Genomic DNA, 23,471 nt, shown 5'->3' with positions numbered 1-23,471 from the left:
TTTAAGATGCAAAAATACGCATTTTTTACATAAAATACTATATTCGTACCTATTTAGAATGATAATTAATATTAACTATGAAAAAGGCACTGTTTATTTTAGTTTCACTGAGTTCCACATTTAGTTTTTCACAGAAAAAAACATCTAAATTTTCTGTTAATTACAATAAAAATGTTGAAACCTATTTTCTTGCAGAAATTCTTTCAGCAGAACACCGAAAAAATAATAAAGATTTTGAACTTTATAAGATAAAAGAATGTTCTGTTTATCAGCCGATTGTAGACAGTGCGTTGAAAAGATATAAATATTTGAAAGATTCAGATATTGCAATTGCAACAGCAAAAATTAATGATATTCTAATAGAAAAATACGGTTCTGGAAATGATGTTTTGATGAAACCGTTAATGTACCACAAAGAATTTCCAGCCACAGAATGGATCAATGATTATCAGTTTCATAACAATAACTTAACGGAGGAACAGAACAAAGAAGCGACTCAATTAATTAAAAATTATCTTTCCGAGCTTTCGAAATTTTATACAAAAGAACATATTGGACAGTTTTTTATTGAAAACAAAGCTTTCTATAAAGGAGGAGAAAATGAGTACAATAAACATATTCCTGAGGGGTTTACCAATGCTATGGAGCAATTTTATGGTGAAAGTTTTGATTCATATACTATTCTGATTTCTCCGATGATGATGTGGCCTATAGAAGATCATGAAGGAAGAGGTATCGGAACAAATGTGATTTCAAAATCCGGTAAAACAGATATTTATGAAATTGCAAGTCCGTTTGTAAGAGTTGAAAAACAAGGACAGTTCGGATATGATAACCAATTCCAGGCAAGGTTTCTAAGTGTTCATGAATTTGGGCATTCCTTTGTTAATAAAGAAGTTTATCCCCATAAAGATAAACTTGAAAAATTCAAGGATTTATTTGAAAAATCAAATTTAAAGGAGGTTATGATTAAAACCGGAGGGTATGGAGATTACCAAACCTGTGTTGCTGAACATTTAGTCAGACTTGGTGAAATTCAGACTGCAAAAATCCAGAAAGATTTTGAAAGAGCTAAAAAACTTGAAGACTACCATTTGAAAAACAATTTTATCTTCCTTCCCTTATTAGAGCAAAAAGTAAAAGAATATAATTCCAACAGGAAAAAATACGAGAAATTCGGGGATTTTGTTCCTCAATTGTTAGAGGTTTTTGAAAATACAAATATTGAATTTATCAATAATGCATTAGATCAAAACAAGAAATAAAAACGATAAATTGCCTGCTACTATGAATACAATAAACATTGATCTACACTGTGACCTGCTGTACTATTTACTAAGGTCTGATTCAACAATTGACGATAAAGAAATAGGATGCTCGTTGCCTTATCTACAGGAAGGGAATGTAAAACTTCAGGTGATGGCTATTTATGCAGGAACCGGTGAGGGAAGTACAACTTACGGGCTGCAGCAAAGCCAAATATTTTCGGATCTCATTAAAAATGAAAACTTTTTCCTGTTTGAAAATGAAAATTACATGAATCCCGAGAATGAAAATCGGGTAGGTGTCATAGCTTCCATTGAAAATGGCTCTGCTTTTTGTGATGAAAACCAAAGCTTGGAATCCGGATTTAAAAATCTTGAAACCATCATTGAAAATACTCAAAAAGTGCTTTATATCGGAATTACCCATCATTTAGAAAATCGTTTTGGAGGTGGAAATAATGCGACTGTGGGGTTAAAGGAAGATGGCAAAGTGTTAATTGATTATATTGCAGACCGAAGAATTGCTATAGATCTGGCTCACACAAGTGATCAACTGGCTTACGATATTTTTACTTATATCGATCAGAAAAATTATTCAATTCCTATTCTGGCGAGCCATTCCAATTACAGAACGATATATCATAATAAAAGAAATCTTCCGGATGAATTAGCAAAAGAGGTTATTAACAGAAAAGGACTTATTGGATTAAACTTTATCAAAGATTATGTAGATCTTGAAAACCCTGAAATGCTTTATGAGCATATTCAATACGGGCTTGATCTGGGAGGAGAAGACAGCATTGCCTATGGAGCAGACTATTTTTATTGGAAAGATCATCAGGACACCTCACGTCATCCGTTTTTCTTTGAAGAGCATTCCAATGCATCCGTTTATCCAGCTATCAATAAAGAAATTGAAAAAAGATTCTCTGCTGAACTTGTAGAAAAGATCAGCCATAAGAACGCCTTAAACTTTATTGAAGGTATTTATAAGTAAGCAACGGGTTCAAATATCAGGTTTGGGTATGTACTAATATCTGATATTTATTGTAGTTTTGCACCCGATTTAACAAAAGTGTTTTAGCGGAACTTTCTTCAATAAATAATTTTAAGAAGAAAATAAGTTAGAAACCCTCACTCTTTTATTTTTTATAAAAACAATAACCATCTTCTCAGTGGGTGTGAAGATCTTGAAAGACAAATTATAGCATGAAAAAAATTATGTTATCTGCAGCTATCACGGCCTGCAGCTTTATGTTCGCTCAACAAATCACTTTAGAACATACATTTCCAATTAGTGAAAATGTAGATGTTTTTCCAAATGGTAATGATATTATTTTTGTGGCTAAAGGAAATGGGAATACAATCAATATCTATAATTCATCATACGTATTAGTAAAAACAGTAAATGTACCTATACCGAGTGGATATATATTTGAATTCTACCCAAGTTCTGACACCAATTTTCAGGTTACAAAACATATTTTCAATAATGATGATAAATTAGAGTTTGTAGTAAGTGCTAAAACTCTAACAACTCCGCAACCATCGAGAAAACTTTATATTGTAAATGAAGATGGAACTATTATTAAAGATTTTACCACTAATCCAAACACTTCATGGACGGGTGATTTTAATGTATTCCACAATAATGCTTCAAATACAAATAAAATAATTATTACAAATGTTGATAATAATGATAATTTATTTCGTGAAGTATATACACTGCCAAGCACAACCCTTTCAGTAAATGAGATCCAATCTAAAGGGAAACAGCTTTCTGCATTTCCGATACCGGCAAATAAAGTTCTGAATATCATCAATCCTTCTAACGGAAGTAGCACTGTTACGATCTATGACATGACAGGAAAACAGGTAATAAATAAGTCTTTTGGTTCTATGGATCATCAGGTTTCTGTGAATGTAGAAAGCCTTCCAAAAGGTAGTTACTTTTATAAAATTGGTGAAGCAAGCTCTAAATTCATCAAAAACTAATATGATCTTCGGCAGGCTCAAAGAGCCTGCCGAAGATTTTTATAACTAATTTGCACATTAATCTATATTAGCTTTTTCTTTTGTACCTTACTTTTCTTTTGATAATCTCAATGACATCCACATTTTGAACCTTAGATTGGATCCAACCATGAATGTCAATATAAAATAAAGACCTTCTGTAATATTCATTTTCAGAGAATTCTTCAAGCTTTTTGTCAAACATTTCAAAAGCCTTCTGTCTCTGATCCGGAAGCTGATTATTTACATTTTTAAAAAACTGAATGCTTTCAAAGTGAAATTCTTCCGGCTTTTTCATCTTTTTAGCAAACTTCAGGGTAGAAGTAATGAATTCATCATAGTCTTCATCATTTCCGGATTCATATTTGGACATTAAAATCAGTATCCTTGTATGAAAGAGTAGATCTTCCTGTACATTTCCCTTAGATTCTATTACCCGCATAGAGTATTCAATGGCTTTTTTGTACATCTTACTTCCAAAAAACATGGCGGCCATTTTAAGATAAAGAATCATAAAGTGGTGTTCATCAATTCGTTCCCGAAGCTTTTCCATTTTCAACTCAATTTCCGGGATAAGTTTTGTTCCTGTGAAAAATTCACCTTTTACAAAGTGAATATTCATCAATGTATTGTAATGGGTAAGGAAAATAAGCGACTGAAGGTTCTCATTCTGAGAAAAATTTTCAGCATTCACTCTTATATTAAATTCCTTAAAATTCTCTTCCAGAATATCAATATTTCCATACAGGAACAGGATTTTCAACAAATATGTATTTCCTTTAATATACCAAACCGGATGACTGAAAATCATTTCCGGATTTTTATGAAATAGGTCTACCCATTGATAGGCATATTTCAGGGTGTATTTATAATCCTGAAGCAACTGGTTTTTCCAGACATGGGCCTTAAAATACCATAGTTTTTCAGTAAAATTCAGCTTATCAAATCTTATGTTTTTAATTTGAGCATTGAAAACTTCCAAAACTTCTTCACGGTCTGCATCATTTTTTACATACCCGTGAGTTAGCATTTCACTGTATAACTTCAATGAAAGATTGGATAGTTTTGTGGTATATCGGTTTTGTTTACTTAATTCCTGGGATTGTCTAATCAGCTCTTCGGCACGTCCTTCAATACTTCGGGTAATAAATTGAGATTCAATTACTTTTTCCAGGTCTATTACCTCGGAAGCAATGCTCTTTTCATCTAATTCCAGAGCAGACTGCTTTGTTTTGTCCAGTATTTTTAAAGCTTGTTTGTAAAGCCCTTTTTGGTATAAAATATTAGCAAAATCCAATTGTTCCCGAAGCTGGATTCTGTAATTCTGATGACTCGGGTTCATCCGTAAGCTTATTAGAATTTGTTTGTAAAGGTGGGCTTTAAGATTAGAAAGCTGCTGCTTGGTAGATATTTTTTTTTCAATAATGATGCTTTCATCATATTCCTTCATTTTATCCATTTCGGAAAAAAGGAGTAAAAATTTGGCATCTACATTAATTCCGAGACGGTTAACATACAGTTTAAACTGTCGTTTTTCGGAAGTGGTCAATGACTTTACCAGTACGAACAAGAAATCTTTCTGCAATTCTGCCATTGTAAATTTTTAAAATTTAAATAATTAAATATCAATGATATACGCTTAATTCTTCAACAGTTGAATATTGTAATTTTCTGGAAAAATGAAAATGAAAAAATATAGCAAGCTGTAGTTTTGAGCCAAAATTAAGTAAAAAACTTTTATTTATGAACTCTGAAAAAATTGAAATTTTTGATACCACGTTGCGCGATGGAGAGCAGGTTCCTGGATGTAAATTGAATACAAAACAGAAACTGATTATTGCTGAAAAGCTTGATGAACTGGGAGTTGATATCATTGAAGCAGGATTCCCGATTTCCAGCCCAGGAGATTTTGAATCGGTTTCTGAAATTTCAAAACTCGTAAGAAATGCAAAAGTTTGCGGATTGACAAGAGCCAACAAAAAAGACATTGATACGGCTGCCGAAGCTTTGATATATGCGAAAAAACCTAGAATACATACAGGGATCGGAACTTCTGATTCACATATCAAATATAAGTTCAACTCAACAAGAGAAAATATTATAGAACGTGCTGCAGAAGCAGTAAGATATGCTAAAAGATATGTAGAAGATGTAGAATTTTATGCAGAAGATGCAGGAAGAACAGATAATGCTTATCTGGCACAAGTTTGTGAGGCTGTCATTAAAGCAGGTGCTACTGTACTCAACATCCCTGATACTACAGGGTATTGTTTGCCAGAAGAATACGGACAGAAAATTAAATATCTGAGAGAAAATGTAAAGGGGATTGAAAAAGCAGTTCTATCATGCCATTGTCACAATGATTTAGGGTTAGCAACAGCCAATTCTATTTCCGGAGCGATCAATGGAGCCCGTCAGATTGAATGTACCATCAACGGATTGGGTGAAAGAGCTGGTAATACGGCATTAGAAGAAGTCGTCATGATTCTGAAGCAACATAAACATTTAAATCTGCATACCAATGTCAATTCTATAATGCTGAATGAGATGAGTACTATGGTTTCTGACCTGATGGGAATGTCTGTACAGCCGAATAAGGCGATTGTAGGGGCTAATGCCTTTGCTCACAGTTCAGGAATTCATCAGGATGGTGTCATCAAAAATAGAGAAACGTATGAAATCATTGATCCTGCTGAAGTAGGGGTAAATGCTTCTTCCATCATTCTTACCGCCAGAAGCGGGCGGTCAGCATTAGCTTACCGTTTTAAACACATTGGTCATGATGTCACCAAAGATGAATTGGATTATCTGTACCAGGAATTCCTAAAAATAGCAGACCTTAAGAAGGAGATAGGCAATGAAGACCTGGCATTGATCATGGAAACATGCAGCAGAAAAATAGGATAGGGTTTGATTTAATTCAAGATAAAGTAAAAATGAATAACAATAAAAAGACACTTTTTGATAAAGTTTGGGACGCTCATGTTGTAGATACCGTTCCTGATGGACCACAGATCATCTATATTGATAAACACCTGATCCATGAAGTAACCAGTCCACAGGCTTTTTCAGAACTTGAATCCAGAAATCTGGACATTTTCAGACCTGAACAGATTGTAGCTACAGCGGATCATAATGTTCCAACCCTTCACCAGGAAGAACCCATCCGTGATGAATTATCAAGGAATCAGGTTCAGCAATTGACTGAAAATTGTCAGAAAAATGATATTGAACTGTTCGGATTGGGACATCAATATCAGGGAATTGTACATATTATTGCTCCCGAACTTGGGATTACGCAACCGGGAATGAGTATTGTCTGTGGTGACAGCCATACTTCTACCCATGGCGCTTTTGGAGCCATTGCCTTTGGAATCGGAACCAGCCAGGTTGCCCAGGTTTTTGCCAGTCAGTGTCTGCTGCTTAATAAACCTAAATCAATGAGAATTACCGTTAATGGGAAGCTCAATGAAAATGTTCAGTCTAAAGATGTTATCCTTTACATCATTTCAAAAATAGGAACAGATGGCGGAACAGGCTATTTCTGTGAGTATGCCGGAAATGTTTTTGAAGAAATGTCAATGGAAGGGAGAATGACCGTTTGCAATATGAGTATTGAGATGGGAGCAAGAGGAGGAATGATTGCTCCGGATGAAACCACTTTTGAATACGTAAAAGGTAGAGAATTTGCACCAAAAGGAGAAGAGTGGAGTGAAAAGGTTGCCTATTGGAATACCTTGAAGACGGATGAAGATGCAGTTTTTGATAAGGAACTTACTTTTGATGCAGCAGATATTTATCCAATGATTACTTACGGAACCAATCCTGGAATGGGAATTTCTATTCACGAAACCATTCCTGCCCCTCAAAATGAATCTGAAGCGAAAGCTTTACAATATATGGGACTGGAAGCGGGACAAACTCCATCCAGCATAAAAATCAATTACGTATTTATAGGAAGTTGTACGAATGCTAGAATTGAAGATTTCCGTTCTGCTGCCCAATATATTAAAGGAAAAAGTAAATCTGAAGCAGTCAAAGCTTTAATTGTTCCCGGTTCTCAGCAGGTTGTAAAACAAATCTATGAAGAAGGACTGGATAAGATCTTTAACGAAGCAGGATTCCAGATCCGTCAGCCCGGTTGTTCTGCTTGTCTGGCAATGAACGATGATAAAATTCCGGAGGGAGAATATTGTGTTTCTACTTCAAACAGAAATTTTGAAGGAAGACAGGGACAAGGCTCAAGAACAATCCTCGCAAGTCCGCTTACAGCAGCTAAAGCAGCCATAGAAGGCAGAATATCAGCTTTTGAAAGTTTAAATTAAAACAGTACATGCAAAAATTAGTTATTATAAAATCTAGTGCCGTTCCATTGCCGGCAGAAAATATAGATACGGATCAGATTATTCCTGCAAGATTCTTAAAAAGTATTGACAGAAAGGGGTTTGGAGAGAACCTGTTCAGAGACTGGAGGTTTAATATTCATACTCATGAACCTAATCCTGATTTTGTTCTGAACAATCCCAAATTCACTGGCGAAATTTTAGTGGCAGGAAATAATTTTGGATGTGGAAGCAGCCGTGAGCATGCGGCATGGGCATTGACTGATTATGGGTTCAAAGTAATTGTTTCCAGTTATTTTGCCGATATTTTTAAAGGGAATGCTTTAAATAACGGTCTTCTTCCGGTAAAAGTTTCTGAAGAATTTTTAAAGGAAATATTAGAAGGAATTAATGAAAATCCGGACAATGAAATTGCGATTGATGTAGAATTACAATCTATCAGTTTCAAAGATACTACCGAAACTTTTGAGTTGGATTCTTATAAAAAAATATGCCTTTTGAACGGCTATGACGATATTGATTTTTTAATCAGCAAGAAACAGGCGATCAAAGAATTTGAACTAAAAACACAGAAAAAAAATGAACAACAATTATTTTAAAATCGCAGTCCTTCCAGGAGATGGAATCGGACCGGAAATTATCAGCGAAAGCATCAAGATTTTAGACGTGATTGCGGAAGCTTTTCAGTACAAATTCCAATTCGATTATGGGCTGATTGGTGCGGAAGCCATTTTTAAAACAGGAAATCCGTTACCTGAAGAAACGCTAAAGATTTGTAAGGAATCAGATGCTGTACTTTTCGGAGCGATTGGAGATCCTGCGTTTGACAATAATCCTGACGCGAAAGTAAGACCTGAACAAGGGCTTTTGAAACTTCGTAAAGAATTAGGCTTATTTGCCAATATCCGTCCTTTAAAAACGTATGCTTCCCTGATTGAGAAAAGTCCGCTTAAAAGAGAAATCATTGAGGGAGCTGATATTCAGATTTTCAGAGAATTGGTAAGCGGAATTTATTTTGGTGAGAAATTTACAGATCCGGAAGGTGTGTATGCTTATGATGTATGTAAATACAGCAAAGAAGATATTCTTCCAATTGCTCACATGGCATTTCAGGAAGCGCAGAAAAGAAATAAAAAGCTGACATTAATTGATAAAGCAAATGTGCTGGATACTTCCAGATTATGGAGAAAGATTTGTCAGGAAATCGCTTCTGGATATCCCGATGTACAGTTAGACTATATGTTTGTAGATAATGCAGCCATGCAGTTGATCCTTAATCCTAAACAGTTTGATGTCATTTTGACGGAAAATATGTTCGGGGATATTATTTCTGATGAAGCGAGTGTGATTGGAGGGTCTATCGGATTACTTCCTTCAGCATCAGTAGGAGAGAAGAATGCTTTGTTTGAACCAATTCATGGTTCCTATCCTCAGGCAAAAGGAAAAGGAATCGCTAATCCTATCGCTTCTATTTTAAGCGTGGCAATGATGCTGGATCATCTTGGATTGCAGCCTGCAGCCAACAAGCTGAGACAGTCTGTAGAACATGCTATTGAAAACAAATATGTTACAATAGACCTTAATACAAAGCAATATTATTCTACGAGCGAAGTAGGAAGCTTTATTGCAGACCATATTAAATATTCCGAGAAATCATATTATAATTTCGAGAATGTGAAAATTGGAAAATCCACCATTGTATAGATTTATAGTTCACTTAGATAGATAGTTAGAAGAAAGGATCTGCCTCATAAGAGACAGATCCTTTCGATTTTATTTTCTGAAATATTTTAAATCAATAGGAAAAATGAATTTCAATGATTCATTTTACTCTTTTGTATTATCCGTTTTTCCCGATTTATTTTTGGAAGCCTTTTGAATGTCTTCTTTATCAATGTCTGGGGGATTAACCTTTTTCGACGAAGCAGGAATATTCTGGAAATCCTGATTTTGCTTTTGAGTTTCTGCAGTGTTGGCAGATTCCTTTTTCTTGTTATTTCCTTTTGAGTCCATTGTCTGAATTTTTAGAGTCCAAGAATACCGATCTTTCCGGTCTTATCTTCTATAGTATAATTCAAAGCCTTTGCCAAAACAAAAATATTATCAAGGTTTTCCATTAATTGCTTGCGCCCTTCAGTTCTCAGTTGATTCTGATCAATAGATTTAATCGCTGTTTCCTTAGCTTTTGCAGTAACGTTTTTAATATCTTTTTCAGAAATTCTATTAAAAAAAGAATCATCCATAGACTGAATCTCAACGCTAGGTATGATTTTTATGTCTGCATCAGGAAGTTCAGTGATGACTAGTTTTTTGTTGATGGAATCTACTTCAATCTTCATTTTATTCAGATCATAAGAAACCTGTGCGCTGGTTTTGGTAAAGGTAATGATGCTGTTACTTGAAACTTCCTTGCCCATAAATTCATAGCCCATTTTGGTTTTCTGCATGCTAGAATTGTTCTGTTCTATCACCACCATCTTGTTCATTTTGGAGATCTGATTAGTTAGGATATAATAATCCGACTTTTCCGTTTTCTTCCCAAGATTCAGACAAGATTTAAGCCCAAAAAACAGAAGGACCATAACACCGGCACCGGCTACAAACGATATAATTGGTTTATAATTTCTCAAATCTATTTAAAAATTTCTTTAATTACAGATGAGTTATCCTTTTTCAGAATTTCAACTAAATCTCTTTCAATATATCCAGTGGTAGGCATTTCTATAATTCTGCCCAGTTCTTTTCCATATTGTTTTACAATAATAGTTGGAACTTTTTGGATGTTGTAAAGGGATTCATCTCCACTTGGAGATTCTTTTTTACGGTTAACAGCAATAATAGTCAGTTTTCCTTCCGGATAACCTACTTCATCCAATATCTTCATCAGTCTTGGAAAATCTCTGTGACTGTCTTCACACCATGTTCCCATAAAAACGACAATATCATAAGTGCCTATTTTTTTCTTTTTCAGTTCACTGATCGCTTTCTGATCCAGAGCATATTCATCATGTTCCTTTACATACCAATCAGCATAAGGCGCTTTCAAAAACTGTTCTTTCAATTGATGCCCCAGAAGCATTTTACCGTCTTTCTCGGTAGTAACTTCACGGTTAACCACTACTTTTTGAGCACTAAGCTGCTGAGTAGCTAAAAATAAACTTGAAGCGGCAACAATACGGGTAATAAATTTTTTCATATTTTATTTCTCAATGATTGACTTTAGATCAGCAGGAGAGTAGTATTTGTTTTTTAATACTTTATGATCTGCTTTTCTGTATACATTGAACTTTTCACCAGATTTCTCATAAAAAGATTCAACGTCTTTTTCTTTATAGAATTCAACGGTTTCATTAGCCTGTTCTTCGTTATCACATGCTTTCGACATATTAGAACGCTGAACTTCGTTGAATAGCTCTACAAATTTGTTGCCAAGTCCGAATTCCAGTACAGCACCACTTAAAACATACTGTAGATCACAAAGAGCATCAGCAATTTCTACAATATCGTTGTCTGCAATGGCTTGTTTTAATTCATTAAGTTCTTCCTGTAGAAGCTCTACTCTAAGGTTACATCTTTCCGGGGATGGAATTTGTGGGGTGTCTAGAATAGGGGCTTTAAAAGTAGTATGGAATTCTGCTACTTGGTTCAAACTATCAATTTTATCCATGAAATTTTTTATTTATGACAAAGATAGAAAACCATTTGCTAATTGGGAAATATAGGAGGTAAAATAAGAATCATTAATTTTTTTACCACAGATGAATACAGATCTTTGAATTTTAAATTTCTATTGAGTAATAGTCCATAAAGTATTCTTATGTGTAATCATCCGTGCTAATCTGTAAAAATCTGTGACTAAATATAACAATACAAAAAAACCACAACGATGAATTGTGGTTTTGATTTTAGATATGCTGATGGTATTCAATTATTCAACTTCCTGATACTCCCAGATCCCTGAGATATTTAAAATTTCTAAACTCGGCTGTTTTTCTCCATAGCTAAATAGGCAAATATAATTTGTGTTACAGGATGTACAACTAGTTCCAAAATATAGTGTAGGCAAATCATTTACCGTTAATTCTCCGTAATGCTGCATTCTCGGTGATGTTTCAGTAATCATTTGATTCTTTAATAACTCAGATTTTGATAGTACTTTGTCTTCATGGTAGATTTGAAGAATTGGAAATCCCGATTGATAAGGTGATATTTCAATGCGATTTTCGTGACCACATTCACAGCAGCTAAATTGGGTGACTGCTGCCGGAATGGCCTCATCATTAATGAATCTGTCTTTTTGGATTAAAGCTTTTCTACCAATCTTTATCTTTTTTGATATTGAATGCATCTGAATCTAATTTAGTTTTGAATAACGGTTCCTTCCAGGTTAGGATATTTTCCACTAGGGCTTTTTTTAATGGTAATTTTTATATACCCTTCTGATGCTAATTTATTCCAAGTTTTCGGAAATCCGGTATTAATATCAATAGGAATTTTCCACATGGTCTGTTTCCCGTTTCCAACCTGGTTAAACCAAGGAATGATATCTGCCGTCTGAGATTTAAAAGGTAATGCATTAAGAACGTCGATCTGGTAATAGAAATCATATTTGTTTTCCGGTTGGTTCAAAGCTCTTTCGGCAAAAGTATACACGTACCCATTAATGATTGGGCTGGTAAAGTTTCCGCCTAACGTTGGATTTCCGGTTCCATTATAACTCCCGACAGCACCGCTGTATCTGTCATATTTTTGACCGGCTTGTATTGCGACATCATCTACAATATTGTATCCTCCGTTTGCTGGTGGCCAACCGCCGTTCAGGTTATTTGTCTGAAATAGTTTTTCCAGTTCTTTCCAATTTCCCTGTTTGTATAGGTCAAATGCCTGAATTCTGACGGTTTGACTTACTTTGTTATCAGGATCATAACTGGTGGCAAAATCATCAGCACTTTTGTAAAATACAATTTTAACCGGGCTCGGTTGGATAACGATTTCTTCTTCTCTGTCATCAGAGCTACAAGCTATTGAAAATGTGGCAATGGCCAGAAAAAAGAAGTACTTAAATAAATGTTTCATATAAAAAAAATTAAATTATGTGAAAATTAAATAGGTATTTTCAGGGATGCAGACCAATGCCAAGCTTAGGTATAGAAGATTATCTTTTACATCTGTACAGTTTTTCTTAAACATAAAAATGTTTGACTTTCAATAGGATGAATAAGTTTCTCACATTGAAAAAAGAACTCAAAGAATAGAGCAAGATCCATTGTTAAAAAAGCCCTTGAAAAGCTTCCCCTAAATACAAACGGATAACGGTACAATAAAAGAATAATATTGAGTGATAAATTTAACTAAAAATATAATTATATGTAATATTATTTTTAATAAAACATGATTATTGTAATTAATTCAATGAATATTAGTCTTTTAAATGATAATGTATTGAAAATTGGTACAGGGATCAAATGAAAAAGACTACTCTTAGAGCAGTCTTTTCAATTTATATTTGAATTGGATTTAGTTTTTAATGAACATTTTGGAGAATTTTTCAATCTGGATTACATAATTTCCTTTTACCAGCCTGCTTACATTCACCGTTCCGTTTTGAAGAGAGCCTTCAATAACAAGCTTTCCGGACATATCATAGATTTTAAATCTTTCTGATCCTGTGTTTGAAAGGGTTAAGATATCCTTCACCGGATTTGGATACAATTTAATTTCTGTAGAGCCTTTCAATTGAGTTTCCGATGTAGACAGCTCACTAGTAGTTACAGAAATATTAGCATTATTCACATCAAAGAAGATATGGTTGCTTCCTTTTACCATAATTCTTCCTGAATTGGTAGCAACATCAGGAATCAGGACAGCTTCCGAACCATCATTAGGAGTAGCCGCTAATAGAGTAGTCCAGGTATCTCCGTTATCGGTAGACCAAAGAATATCCACGTTGGCAGTATTGATATTATTGGAAGTTGTTCCAGCTACATCCCAAGTCACTGTTTGGGAAGTTCCTCCTACATAAGATACAGCATCATTCTGAGACGTAATAAGGAATGGTCCAGCAAGAGCATTAACCGTTATTTTAGCATCATCAGAATTGTTTCCTGCACCACCTAATTTATTATCCCTAACTGTAAATCTGAAGTTTAGATCTCTTGAAACTGAAGATAGAGCTTCAACTCTTATTTCTTCTCCTCGGGTTTCTGTTGATCCTTTTAGAATACTAGCCATTTTAGGAAAATATCTTATTGGTGAAGCTGTAGGTACCCATGATCTGAATGTCGGTCCGGCAGTTTTAGTAGCTGTAGCTACAGAATTACTTCCTGTTTGGGAAGAGGTTCCATTGTCCATCTGTTCCCAGATATAGGTAAGTGAATCTCCATCAACATCAGTTCCTGAACCTGTCAGTACAAATGGTGTACTTTTAGGAATGGTATAGTCTGCTCCTGCATTGGCCGTAGGAATTGAATTTCCTGTAGGAGTATTCACAGAGCAGGTTGTTGCTTTAATGGTATTGGTTATCTGTTCAATACTTCGGGCATGGAAAAAAGGATTTGAATTTTGTTGTACATTATAGGGTGAAACTCCCGCATATCCCATAATAGTAGATCCTGAACCTGGTTCTACAGGCTGTAGCCCAACCTGTGTAGTATATGAAAATGTATGGTTCCCCCCAAACTGGTGTCCCATTTCATGAGCTACAAAATCAATGTCAAAAGTATCACCTGAAGGAATACCGTTAGAAGGAGAGGTGTAGCCACTTCCTTTATAATTTTCAGGATAAGTAGTTCCCATATAATTATAGGTAGACATATCATCACTGCATATACAGCCAATACATCCTGCATTTCCACCTCCACCAGTAGCACCAAATAAATGACCAATATCAAAATTAGCATTCCCTATTTTTGAGCTTAAATCATTCATAAGTTCAAAATTCCATTTGTTCATTTTATCGGATGGTGAAAAAGGATCAGTATTCGCATCAGTATAAATTATAGAATCATTATTAGGAATCAAGACCATTCTTGCGGCAAAGTCATTTTCAAAAATACCATTCACACGAGTTAATGTATTATTCATGGCTGCCAGCGCCTGAGCTTTTGTTCCCCCAAAATAAGTTGCATATTCTCCCGTACAGGATAATGCAAGCCTATATGTTCTTAGAACAGCATCATCAGCATTTTTAGCGGTGTTCACATGAGAAGTTCCTTTTTGAGCTGATTCCAGTACTTTACATTCAAAATCATTCAGATCATTCTTTCTGTCAGATCGTTTATAAACAGCATAAGTAGAAATGTCTTTGGTATAAGGCTCAATAAAAACAGCTGATTTATCACCATAAATTTCCATAGAAGACAAACCTAAAGGAGAAATACTGAAATAAACTGTTGAAGTTTTATCTTCTACTCCCTGGCCGATATAAGACTTAATATCCGGGTATTGAGCAGCCAGTTCAGGATCAAGATTTGAATTTTCTTTTACTGTAAAGCGCTCCATCTTTCCCGATGAATTGGGAAGAGAAATAATAACCGATGATTTTTCCGTTGCTCTTTTGGGTGTTCTTGTCAACGCACTTTTCAATCCATTAATGTCCAGATGAAAAATTCTTGGATCATCAATACTTTTCATATTTTCTAAGACTGAAGACGAGCTTTGTTGAGCTTTTCTGGACCATAAACGATCCGTTTGTGCAAAAGAAACGCCAGATAATGCCAGCATCCCCATCATTAATAATTGTTTTTTCATGTTGCCGTGAATTCTTTTATATCATTCAAAACTACTGAAAATATTATTAAAATATTATTTTTCTTTAGAATAATTTAAAATAATAATTGAATAAAAAATACAACTCTCTGAATGTAAGTAAATAAAAAAAACTGCTCTATAGTAGAGCAGTTTCACATCGTTTAAAATTTTTGTGGTGATTAGTTTTTAACAAATCGTTTAGAAATTTCTCCAATTTGGATCATATAAGCTCCTTTAATCAAATTGCTTACATTCACAGATCCTCTCTGAAGTTTTCCTGAGTCAACTACTTTTCCACCCATGTCAAAGATTTTGTAATCTTCAGAAGTTGTATTGGAGATATACATGATATCTTTTACCGGGTTAGGGTATAATTTAATATCTGTAATCAGATCTTTCGTATTGGAAAGCTCTCCTCTTCCTGAAGAAACAATATTAACTGTATAATCTTCAACTTGTCCGTAGGTATAAGCCTCACAAGATGAAGTAGGAATTGAACTATATTTCATCATCACTCTCATTCTTGTAGAACCAAGAGTTGCTGTTGAAGGGATAGTTACTGATCCTGTAACCGGACTTGTTGTAGAACCTGCTTTAGACCAAACAAGTTCGCCACTGTCTGCAAAACTTCCGTTTCCGTTATAATCAATATAAACAGCATAAGCTTCATTGTACTTAGTAGAAGCCCAAAACGGAGTGATAGAAAGCGTATAGGCAGTTCCTCTCGTTACATTGGTAGAGATAGAGGTAAAGTCTTCATATCCTGCTGTTCCCGTTGAAGTATTGTTGATAGTCCCGAATTGTACTTTACCGATTCTTTCATCAGCGGTATTGGATGCTGAAGCTGAACAGTAAGTTACATTTCCTCCACCAGCAAGTGTTGTAACGTTCACTGTATTACTTGAAGATGATGCATTACCTGCTGCATCTTTTGCTTTCACAGAGAAACTATAAGTAGTAGATGGAGTTAAACTTGTCACAGTATAAGTAGTGGAAGCTGTAGAACCGATTAACGAAGCTCCCAAATACACATCGTATCCTGTCACTCCTACATTGTCGGTAGCTCCTGACCAAGAAAGATTTGTACTTGTAGAAGTAGTTCCTGAAGCTGCAAGGGTTGGTGCCGTAGGAGCAATCGTATCAGGTGTTCCTGATCCTGCATTTACAGTAATATTGGCATTATTTACATCAAAGAAAATGTGATTGGAGCCTTTTACCATAAGTCTTCCTGTAGTAGTAGATGCATTAGGAATGGTTACAGCTTGTGAACCATCATTAGGCGTTGCAGATAATAGGGTAGTCCACGTATTTCCACTATCTGTAGACCAAAGAATATCCACATTGGCAGTGTTTACTCCATTTGCTGTAGTTCCTGCTACATCCCATGTTACGGTTTGTGAGCTTCCCCCTGTATAAGTAATTGCTGAATTCTGAGAAGTAACAGCAAAAGGTCCTGCAGTACTGTTCACTGTAATTACAGCATCATCTGAATTGTTTCCAGCACCTCCGGCCTTGTTGTCACGAACAGTAAACCTGAAATTTAATGTTCTGGCTACAGAAGAAAGTGCTTCCACGGTAATTTCGGTACCTGCAGTAGTTGTAGCTCCAGTTAGAATAGAGGCCATTCTTGGGAAATATCTAGTAGGAACGGTTGTAGGTGCCCATGATCTGAAATTAGGTCCTGATGCTTTTGTTGCACTGGCTGCAGAGCTAGCTCCGGTTTGAGAAGAGGATGCATTATCCATTTGTTCCCAGATATAGGTTAACGAATCTCCATCTGCATCAGTTCCGGTTCCGGTCAGTACAAATGGAGTTCCTTTTGGAATGGTATAATCTAAACCTGCATTGGCTGTTGGAATAGAGTTTCCTGTATTTGTATTGACTGAACAGGTTTTAGCTTTAATATTATTGGTGATCTGTTGAATGCTTATCGCGTGGAAAAATGCGTCAGAGTGAGGCTGAACATCCTGGCTGGTAATTCCGGCATATCCCATGATTGTTGACCCTGATCCTGGCTCCATATTAGCACCCGTTCCTTCATTGCTCATTGAGAAAGTATGATTTCCACCGAACTGATGCCCCATTTCATGAGCTACATAATCGATATCAAAGTTGTCTCCCGATGGAATGGCATCTGCAGGGGAAGTATAACCGCTTCCTTTTGAACCATTGGTACAGATACATCCTATGCATCCTGCGTTTCCACCACCACCGGTAGCTCCGAATAAGTGGCCGATATCATAATTGGCTTCTCCAATAACAGATGTCAGGGTACTTTGTAGTTGGGAGTTCCAGCTGCTCATTCCGGATGCTGCAGAATAAGGATCTGTAGAAGCATTGGTATAAATTACAGCATCATTGTTTGCAATAAGAACCATTCTTGCTGCGAAATCTTTTTCAAAAACACCGTTTACACGAGTCATTGTGTTATTCATAGCTGCTAAAGCCTGAGCTTTTGTTCCGCCAAAATAAGCAGTGTATTCTCCTGTACAAGATAACGCTAATCTGAATGTTCTTAATTTTGCGTCGTCAGCGTTAGGTCTTGCTGCAACACTTGCATTGGATACTCCTTTTTTAGCAACATCTATTACCGTACATTCAAATTTACTAAGATCATCATTTTTGTCAGTTTTTTTGTAAACAACGTACGTAGAAAGATCTTTAGCATAAGGCTCAATGAAGACTGCTGATTTATCACCATAGATTTCCATGGATGATAGTCCTAATGAAGAAACACTGAAATACACTGTTGAGTTAGGATCTTCAAGTCCCTGGCCTACATAAGATTTAATGTCTGGGTATTTGGCTGCTAATTCGGGAGTGAAGTTGGAATTTTCTTTTACTTTAAAGTTTTCCATTCTTCCATCAGAATTCGGAAATGAAATGATGACTTCTGATTTTTCGCCGACAGCCAATCTCTTCGGAGCTTTTGCTAAAGCATTTTTCAATCCATTAATATTCAAGCTGAATAATTTAGGACTTCGGATTCCGGATTTGTTTTCAAAAATCCCTGAGGATGTTTTTGAAACTTCTTGAGACCAAAGGCGGTCAGTCTGTGCGAATGAAACTCCTGTAATGAGAAGCATCCCAAGTAGGGTTAATTGTCTTTTCATATTAAATATTTGTTTTTATTATGGTATATCGAAATTAATAAAAATTATATTACGAAAAACAAAAATTTTTAAGAAAATTTTAGAACATTCGTTCAATATATTATGCGATACATTGAATATACGTAAAACAATAATGTCTCAAAATGAAAAAATGACATGCATCAATTATGCATGTCATTTTTTATTAATTATAATAATTATCGGTTATCTCACATCATCAGCAGTGGGACCATAAAGTCCAGGAACTTTATTTCCGGTTGACCTTAAATAAACAACCAACTCACCTCTGTGATGGTACAAATGATTATAAAGAAAACCTCTTACTACCTGAACTCTTGGAGAAGCGGGAAAAATTGCGTTTCCGTTCACTTCCATTTTCCAATCATTAAAATAAGTGCTTTCATCAGAGTTTTCCAAAACCTTTTGTGCTTTAGCTACATTTTCTTCAAATTTTGCTACAATATTTTCAGCTTTGGAAATATCACCTTTATCATACTGATATTTACCCATGTCAAAGACATCCTGATTAAAGGTTGGGTCGTACCAGTTGTAAACTTCTGCAATATGAGAGGCCAGCTGACCGGTTGTCCAGTTTTTTTCAGATGGTTTCCAGTCTAAAGCGCTGTCAGGGATTGCTTTCAAAATTTTTCTGGTGTTTTCAGCTTCGTGCAGAAACTCACCTAAAAGTGCCTGTTTAATCATTTGTATGAGGGTTAAAATTATTTTGTAATATCTCTTCCGATGACCAATCTCTGGATTTCAGAAGTTCCTTCACCAATGGTACAAAGCTTAGAGTCTCTGTAGAATTTTTCAGCAGGGAAGTCCTTTGTATATCCGTACCCTCCAAAAATCTGAACACCATTATTAGCAATTCTTACACAAGCTTCAGAAGCATATAATTTTGCCATAGCTCCTTCTTTTGTCATTTTCTGTTTAGCATTTTTCAATGTTGCTGCTCTTTGGATCAAAAGTTCTGCAGCATCAATTTCCGTAGCCATATCAGCCAACATAAAATTGATGGCCTGGAATTCAGAAATTGATTTTCCAAACTGATGTCTTTCTTTAGCATATTTTAAAGCCGCTTTGTAAGCACCTCTTGCTGTTCCTAAACTTAATGCAGCGATCGAAATTCTACCTCCGTCAAGAATTTTCATAGCCTGTTTGAAACCTTCACCTACTTCACCTAAACGATGAGAATCCGGCACACGTACGTTATCAAAAATTAATTCTGCGGTTTCAGAAGCACGCATTCCTAATTTATTTTCTTTTTTACCGGAAGTAAATCCAGGCATTCCTTTTTCTAAAACAAAAGCGGTAGAATTATTTTTAGCCCCTTTTTCACCTGTTCTGGTCATTACTACGGCGATATCACCTGAAATAGCGTGAGTAATAAAGTTTTTGGCTCCGCTGATGATCCAGTCATCACCATCTTTCACTGCAGTGGTAGACATTCCTCCTGAGTCTGAACCAGTGTTATGCTCCGTTAATCCCCAAGCTCCGATTACTTTTCCGGAAGCTAACTGAGGAAGCCATTTATTTCTCTGTTCTTCATTTCCAAACTCATAAATATGATTTGTACAAAGAGAGTTGTGCGCTGCTACAGAAAGACCAATAGACGGGTCTACCTGAGAAATTTCATCCAGGATAGTAACATATTCGTGATAGCCTAAACCGGAACCTCCGTACTGCTCAGGAACTACAATTCCCATAAAGCCCATTTCTCCCAACTGGTGAAATAAGTCTTTTGGAAAAGTCTGGCTTTCATCCCACTCCATAATATTCGGTCGGATATTCTTCTCTGCAAATTCTCTAGCTGTCTCCGCTATCATTTTGATGTTGTCAATTGTCTCTGTATTCATATTGATAATAGTTAGTTCCCAAAGATAACCAAATTGACGGAATGCTAAAAAAAATTATCACATCCATAATATATATCATGTCAATATTTTAATTTTCAATTTTTTATATTTCAAGAATTAATGTTTTCTTAATAAAATATTCAAAGTTTTACGTATTTTATTTTACTAATTTAGTTGCCCAATTTTAAGGCATGAAAAAAGTTCTACTTCCTATTATTTTGATTTCATCTTATATATCGGCGCAGGCTCCTGCCGGATATTATAATGGTACTGCCGGATTAACCGGTTATGCCCTGAAATCTAAGATTCATGATATTATTTCAGCGAACAATGTGAACTGGCATTATGGAGACCTCCCAGCTTTGTATGGACAGACTGATCTTGATAAATATTACGATCATACTGCTACCAACACTACCTACCTGTTGGATATCTACTCAGAAATACCTTCAGGGCCCGATGCTTATGAATATACGGTAGACCAATTGATCGGAACAGCTGGTCAGGAAGGAATGGGGTATAACAGAGAGCATATGATGCCGCAGAGTACTTTCAGTACAAGTTCAAAGATCAGTGATTATCCCATGTATTCAGATTTGAACTTTATTATTCCTGCAGACGCAAGAATCAATCAGTTAAGAAATAACTATCCTTATGGTATAGCAGGTACTACCAATTATTATACCTTCACTAACACTTCGAAGATATCCAAAGCAGCAATCCCTAATTATCCTTATGCAGGACGAGTGTATGAGCCTATTGATGAGTTCAAAGGAGATGTAGCGAGAACTTTACTGTATTTCGCTGTAAGATATGAAGGTAAATTAGGTTCGTTTAATACAGCATACAGTACCTCCGCAACCATAAATCCAACTACAGACCAATGTCCGCTAGATGGGACCGAAGAGAGAGCAATTGATCTTCCTTATGTTGCCATGCTAAAACAATGGAGTGCAATGGACCCAGTCTCGCAGAGAGAAATTGATAGAAATAATGCTGTATATGCCATACAGAAAAACAGGAACCCGTTCATTGATCATCCAGAATGGATTGATATGATCTGGTCTGAAACTCCGGATGCTATTGCACCTACAGCTCCGGGAGCACTGAATTCTCCTCAGCAAAATGCCTATTTTATTAACTTGAGTTGGACCCCTTCTCCAGATACTGATGTATTAGGGTATAAAATATATATGAATGGTGCTGAAGTACCTGTTGCAACTACCAAAGGAAGTTCAATCAGTATAGATCACCTTGATCCCTCTACCACTTATACCTTTACGGTAAAAGCTTTTGATAAAGGATATCTTGAGTCTCCATTTAGTAATACGGTGACCGCTAGTACAATGCCCTCGGATTCTTATGCTAAAGATCTGATAATTACAAAATATATCTCCGGAACTAATAATAATACAGTCAGCAATAATGCGCTGGAAATTGTCAATAAAACCGGACATGAGGTAAACCTGAACAATTACAGGATCAATGTACACCTTAAAAACCCTACAGGTACATTTTATCATGCAGATACTTATGAACTGGAAGGTAAAATAGGAAATAATGAAACTTTTGTCATCCTGAATCCCAAAGCCGCTTTATCCTGTTATTCCAATGATCAGGCTAAATTTGTAACAGCTTCCGATGCTATGACCTTCAGAGGAGAAAATTATGTAGAACTTGCCTATAACAAAACCGTTACTATAGATGCGATTGGAATAAAATATACCTCGAATAGCAATGGAAATGTTTCATTGTACAGGAAAAATGCGGTCAATCAACCCAATAGTACATTTACGATCAGTGAATGGGATTCTTACGCAGCCAACTATTGTCAGAACCTGGGAACTTTATCAACTTCAGAGCTTATCACTTCTGTAGACAAAACATTAAAGATATACCCGAATCCGGTGTATGACAACCTTTTTGTAAATGGGGAAACTGAAAAGATAAAAACAGCTCAGATCATCGATCTTTCAGGGAAAGTAATCTATACAGAGAAAGAACCGTTCAGAAGTAAGAAAAATATTTCTGTACAGGGGATTCCTACAGGAATTTATATTCTAAGACTGGATGATCAGGTGCAGCAGTTTATTAAGAAATAGTAACTAATGTTTTAATGATACCCAACCTAATAGGTTTTTGAAACCTGTTAGGTTTTATTTTTTTGAGACTGTAGTCTTAACCTTGCCAGAGTTTCAAACCCTGGCAAGGTTAATTAGCCCTGATAGCAGCGGTTACCCCACAGCAGGCAGCAGGAAAAGACAGGGGAAAGGAGTATGAGCGGATAGCAGGAAACAGCTTCTTAAATAAAAAAGGAGTAGAAAATTTGAGTTAATATTCAATTCTACATGAATTTATTTCATTTTACTTTGTCTTTTTATTATTTTTTAGTTTTATCTAAAGCTTTAAAAACCTTATGTTTACTACATAATCGATATAAGCAGATTCACTAATAATCAATATCTATAAGTGTTTCGGCTTATATTTTTTATTTATAAGTAATTATGCTTATATTTGCAGTATGATAGCGGTCATTACCGGTGATATTATAAATTCACAACATGCAGACACTGAAGTTTGGATTACCAAGCTTAAAAATCTTCTCGAAACCTGGGGAAGCGCTCCCGGCACATGGGAGATCTACAGAGGGGATGAGTTTCAGTTCAAATGCAGTATTGACTCTGTTTTCTGGCATTTTCTAGCCATAAAATCACTTATTAAGAGTCAGGAAAATCTGGATGTAAGAATGGCCATAGGGATTGGAGAAGAAAGCTTTTCTTCTGAAAAGATCACCGAATCCAACGGTACTGCTTATGTGAATTCCGGACGACTTCTGAATGACTTGAAGAATGATGGGCATACGGTGGCTATAAAAACATCAAACGATTCTGTAGACAGGGATCTCAATATTTTATTGAAATGGTCATCCAAGGATTTTGACAACTGGACTATGGCTACCTCTGAAATTATTCATGAAATGATTATGAATCAGGATATTACCCAGGAAGATCTTGCTAAAAGATTTGCTATTTCACAGTCCTCTATCAGCCAGAGACTGAAACGAGCCAACTATGAGCTCATCGTGGAAACCAATCAGTATTTCAGAAAGAAAATATCAGAACTATAGGC

At 35.7% G+C, this 23,471-nt stretch carries 20 protein-coding genes; 9 read left to right on the top strand and 11 right to left on the bottom strand.

The window, feature by feature from the left end; all coding sequences use genetic code 11:
- The first annotated feature begins 77 nt into the window (after window positions 1-77).
- The 3 genes from NBX25_RS14890 to NBX25_RS14880 all read left to right on the top strand — a co-directional run bounded on the left by NBX25_RS14890 (window position 78) and on the right by NBX25_RS14880 (window position 3,260).
- The gene (locus NBX25_RS14890; RefSeq protein WP_250254205.1) at window positions 78-1,265 is read left to right on the top strand and encodes a DUF4932 domain-containing protein; all 1,188 of its coding nucleotides are present in this window, start codon (window positions 78-80) and stop codon (window positions 1,263-1,265) included.
- A gap of 22 nt (window positions 1,266-1,287) precedes the next feature.
- The gene (locus NBX25_RS14885) at window positions 1,288-2,262 is read left to right on the top strand and encodes a dipeptidase (RefSeq protein ID WP_250254204.1); all 975 of its coding nucleotides are present in this window, start codon (window positions 1,288-1,290) and stop codon (window positions 2,260-2,262) included.
- Between the two features lie 212 nt (window positions 2,263-2,474).
- Window positions 2,475-3,260: a T9SS type A sorting domain-containing protein gene (locus tag NBX25_RS14880; protein ID WP_250254203.1), complete on the top strand. Its 786-nt coding sequence runs from the start codon at window positions 2,475-2,477 to the stop codon at window positions 3,258-3,260.
- Between the two features lie 67 nt (window positions 3,261-3,327).
- On the opposite strand, the gene NBX25_RS14875 is transcribed toward NBX25_RS14880, so the two are convergent.
- Window positions 3,328-4,872, bottom strand: coding sequence for a hypothetical protein (locus NBX25_RS14875; RefSeq protein WP_250254202.1), 1,545 nt, complete (start codon window positions 4,870-4,872; stop codon window positions 3,328-3,330).
- A 149-nt stretch (window positions 4,873-5,021) separates the two neighbouring features.
- Between NBX25_RS14875 and NBX25_RS14870 the strand changes: the two genes are divergently transcribed.
- From NBX25_RS14870 to leuB, 4 genes are read left to right on the top strand one after another with little or no spacing between them, the layout of a single operon-like run.
- Window positions 5,022-6,185: a 2-isopropylmalate synthase gene (locus NBX25_RS14870; RefSeq protein ID WP_250254201.1), complete on the top strand. Its 1,164-nt coding sequence runs from the start codon at window positions 5,022-5,024 to the stop codon at window positions 6,183-6,185.
- A gap of 29 nt (window positions 6,186-6,214) precedes the next feature.
- Window positions 6,215-7,603, top strand: coding sequence for a 3-isopropylmalate dehydratase large subunit (leuC, locus tag NBX25_RS14865; RefSeq protein ID WP_250254200.1), 1,389 nt, complete (start codon window positions 6,215-6,217; stop codon window positions 7,601-7,603).
- An 8-nt stretch (window positions 7,604-7,611) separates the two neighbouring features.
- Window positions 7,612-8,220 carry a 3-isopropylmalate dehydratase small subunit gene (gene leuD, locus NBX25_RS14860; RefSeq protein WP_123911544.1) on the top strand — a complete coding sequence of 203 codons (609 nt, stop codon included), beginning with the start codon at window positions 7,612-7,614 and terminating at the stop codon, window positions 8,218-8,220.
- Entirely contained in the window at window positions 8,201-9,325 is a 1,125-nt protein-coding gene (gene leuB, locus NBX25_RS14855) for a 3-isopropylmalate dehydrogenase (protein ID WP_123911543.1), read from the top strand. The genes leuD and leuB overlap by 20 nt, the downstream gene beginning before the upstream one ends.
- A 123-nt stretch (window positions 9,326-9,448) precedes the next feature.
- Here the strand turns inward: leuB and NBX25_RS14850 are convergent, their stop codons facing one another.
- The 10 genes from NBX25_RS14850 to NBX25_RS14805 all read right to left on the bottom strand — a co-directional run bounded on the left by NBX25_RS14850 (window position 9,449) and on the right by NBX25_RS14805 (window position 20,342).
- Entirely contained in the window at window positions 9,449-9,634 is a 186-nt protein-coding gene (locus NBX25_RS14850; RefSeq protein ID WP_123855805.1) for a hypothetical protein, read from the bottom strand.
- Between the two features lie 11 nt (window positions 9,635-9,645).
- Complete coding sequence (locus NBX25_RS14845) at window positions 9,646-10,251, bottom strand: DUF4230 domain-containing protein (protein ID WP_123911542.1); 606 nt, start codon at window positions 10,249-10,251, stop codon at window positions 9,646-9,648.
- A gap of 2 nt (window positions 10,252-10,253) precedes the next feature.
- Window positions 10,254-10,817, bottom strand: a complete 564-nt coding sequence (locus NBX25_RS14840; RefSeq protein ID WP_250254199.1) for a TlpA family protein disulfide reductase — start codon at window positions 10,815-10,817, stop codon at window positions 10,254-10,256.
- A 3-nt stretch (window positions 10,818-10,820) separates the two neighbouring features.
- Window positions 10,821-11,288 (bottom strand): pyrophosphohydrolase domain-containing protein, encoded by a 468-nt coding sequence (locus tag NBX25_RS14835; protein WP_250254198.1) that lies wholly within the window; start codon window positions 11,286-11,288, stop codon window positions 10,821-10,823.
- A gap of 261 nt (window positions 11,289-11,549) precedes the next feature.
- Window positions 11,550-11,969: a hypothetical protein gene (locus tag NBX25_RS14830; protein WP_123911539.1), complete on the bottom strand. Its 420-nt coding sequence runs from the start codon at window positions 11,967-11,969 to the stop codon at window positions 11,550-11,552.
- Window positions 11,970-11,980: 11 nt separating this feature from the next.
- Window positions 11,981-12,697, bottom strand: coding sequence for a glycohydrolase toxin TNT-related protein (locus tag NBX25_RS14825; protein WP_250254197.1), 717 nt, complete (start codon window positions 12,695-12,697; stop codon window positions 11,981-11,983).
- Window positions 12,698-13,138: 441 nt separating this feature from the next.
- Window positions 13,139-15,370 carry a zinc-dependent metalloprotease gene (locus tag NBX25_RS14820; RefSeq protein ID WP_250254196.1) on the bottom strand — a complete coding sequence of 744 codons (2,232 nt, stop codon included), beginning with the start codon at window positions 15,368-15,370 and terminating at the stop codon, window positions 13,139-13,141.
- Between the two features lie 179 nt (window positions 15,371-15,549).
- Window positions 15,550-18,483, bottom strand: a complete 2,934-nt coding sequence (locus NBX25_RS14815) for a reprolysin-like metallopeptidase (RefSeq protein ID WP_250254195.1) — start codon at window positions 18,481-18,483, stop codon at window positions 15,550-15,552.
- Window positions 18,484-18,687: 204 nt separating this feature from the next.
- The gene (locus NBX25_RS14810) at window positions 18,688-19,185 is read right to left on the bottom strand and encodes a DinB family protein (RefSeq protein WP_123855812.1); all 498 of its coding nucleotides are present in this window, start codon (window positions 19,183-19,185) and stop codon (window positions 18,688-18,690) included.
- Window positions 19,186-19,202: 17 nt separating this feature from the next.
- Window positions 19,203-20,342 (bottom strand): acyl-CoA dehydrogenase family protein, encoded by a 1,140-nt coding sequence (locus NBX25_RS14805; RefSeq protein ID WP_123911534.1) that lies wholly within the window; start codon window positions 20,340-20,342, stop codon window positions 19,203-19,205.
- A gap of 191 nt (window positions 20,343-20,533) precedes the next feature.
- On the opposite strand from NBX25_RS14805, the gene NBX25_RS14800 reads away from it, so the two are divergent.
- Window positions 20,534-22,444: an endonuclease gene (locus tag NBX25_RS14800; RefSeq protein WP_250254194.1), complete on the top strand. Its 1,911-nt coding sequence runs from the start codon at window positions 20,534-20,536 to the stop codon at window positions 22,442-22,444.
- Between the two features lie 419 nt (window positions 22,445-22,863).
- Window positions 22,864-23,469 (top strand): SatD family protein, encoded by a 606-nt coding sequence (locus tag NBX25_RS14795; protein WP_066692550.1) that lies wholly within the window; start codon window positions 22,864-22,866, stop codon window positions 23,467-23,469.
- The last annotated feature ends 2 nt before the right edge of the window (window positions 23,470-23,471 follow it).

Source organism: Chryseobacterium sp. Marseille-Q3244 (assembly GCF_940807095.1).
Taxonomy (GTDB): Bacteria; Bacteroidota; Bacteroidia; order Flavobacteriales; family Weeksellaceae; genus Chryseobacterium.
The sequence above is the reverse complement of the archived record's forward strand: the minus strand, read 5'-3'. Positions and strand labels throughout refer to the sequence as shown.

Bases quoted from the DNA above. Each gene is read 5' to 3' on its own strand.
- NBX25_RS14840 (WP_250254199.1), bottom strand. From the start codon at position 10,817: ATGAAAAAATTTATTACCCGTATTGTTGCCGCTTCAAGTTTATTTTTA.
- NBX25_RS14885 (WP_250254204.1), top strand. From the start codon at position 1,288: ATGAATACAATAAACATTGATCTACACTGTGACCTGCTGTACTATTTA.
- NBX25_RS14850 (WP_123855805.1), bottom strand. From the start codon at position 9,634: ATGGACTCAAAAGGAAATAACAAGAAAAAGGAATCTGCCAACACTGCA.
- leuD (WP_123911544.1), top strand. From the start codon at position 7,612: ATGCAAAAATTAGTTATTATAAAATCTAGTGCCGTTCCATTGCCGGCA.
- NBX25_RS14880 (WP_250254203.1), top strand. From the start codon at position 2,475: ATGAAAAAAATTATGTTATCTGCAGCTATCACGGCCTGCAGCTTTATG.
- NBX25_RS14830 (WP_123911539.1), bottom strand. From the start codon at position 11,969: ATGCATTCAATATCAAAAAAGATAAAGATTGGTAGAAAAGCTTTAATC.
- NBX25_RS14805 (WP_123911534.1), bottom strand. From the start codon at position 20,342: ATGAATACAGAGACAATTGACAACATCAAAATGATAGCGGAGACAGCT.
- leuC (WP_250254200.1), top strand. From the start codon at position 6,215: ATGAATAACAATAAAAAGACACTTTTTGATAAAGTTTGGGACGCTCAT.
- NBX25_RS14825 (WP_250254197.1), bottom strand. From the start codon at position 12,697: ATGAAACATTTATTTAAGTACTTCTTTTTTCTGGCCATTGCCACATTT.
- NBX25_RS14870 (WP_250254201.1), top strand. From the start codon at position 5,022: ATGAACTCTGAAAAAATTGAAATTTTTGATACCACGTTGCGCGATGGA.
- NBX25_RS14890 (WP_250254205.1), top strand. From the start codon at position 78: ATGAAAAAGGCACTGTTTATTTTAGTTTCACTGAGTTCCACATTTAGT.
- NBX25_RS14815 (WP_250254195.1), bottom strand. From the start codon at position 18,483: ATGAAAAGACAATTAACCCTACTTGGGATGCTTCTCATTACAGGAGTT.
- leuB (WP_123911543.1), top strand. From the start codon at position 8,201: ATGAACAACAATTATTTTAAAATCGCAGTCCTTCCAGGAGATGGAATC.
- NBX25_RS14810 (WP_123855812.1), bottom strand. From the start codon at position 19,185: ATGATTAAACAGGCACTTTTAGGTGAGTTTCTGCACGAAGCTGAAAAC.
- NBX25_RS14795 (WP_066692550.1), top strand. From the start codon at position 22,864: ATGATAGCGGTCATTACCGGTGATATTATAAATTCACAACATGCAGAC.
- NBX25_RS14800 (WP_250254194.1), top strand. From the start codon at position 20,534: ATGAAAAAAGTTCTACTTCCTATTATTTTGATTTCATCTTATATATCG.
- NBX25_RS14835 (WP_250254198.1), bottom strand. From the start codon at position 11,288: ATGGATAAAATTGATAGTTTGAACCAAGTAGCAGAATTCCATACTACT.
- NBX25_RS14875 (WP_250254202.1), bottom strand. From the start codon at position 4,872: ATGGCAGAATTGCAGAAAGATTTCTTGTTCGTACTGGTAAAGTCATTG.
- NBX25_RS14820 (WP_250254196.1), bottom strand. From the start codon at position 15,370: ATGAAAAAACAATTATTAATGATGGGGATGCTGGCATTATCTGGCGTT.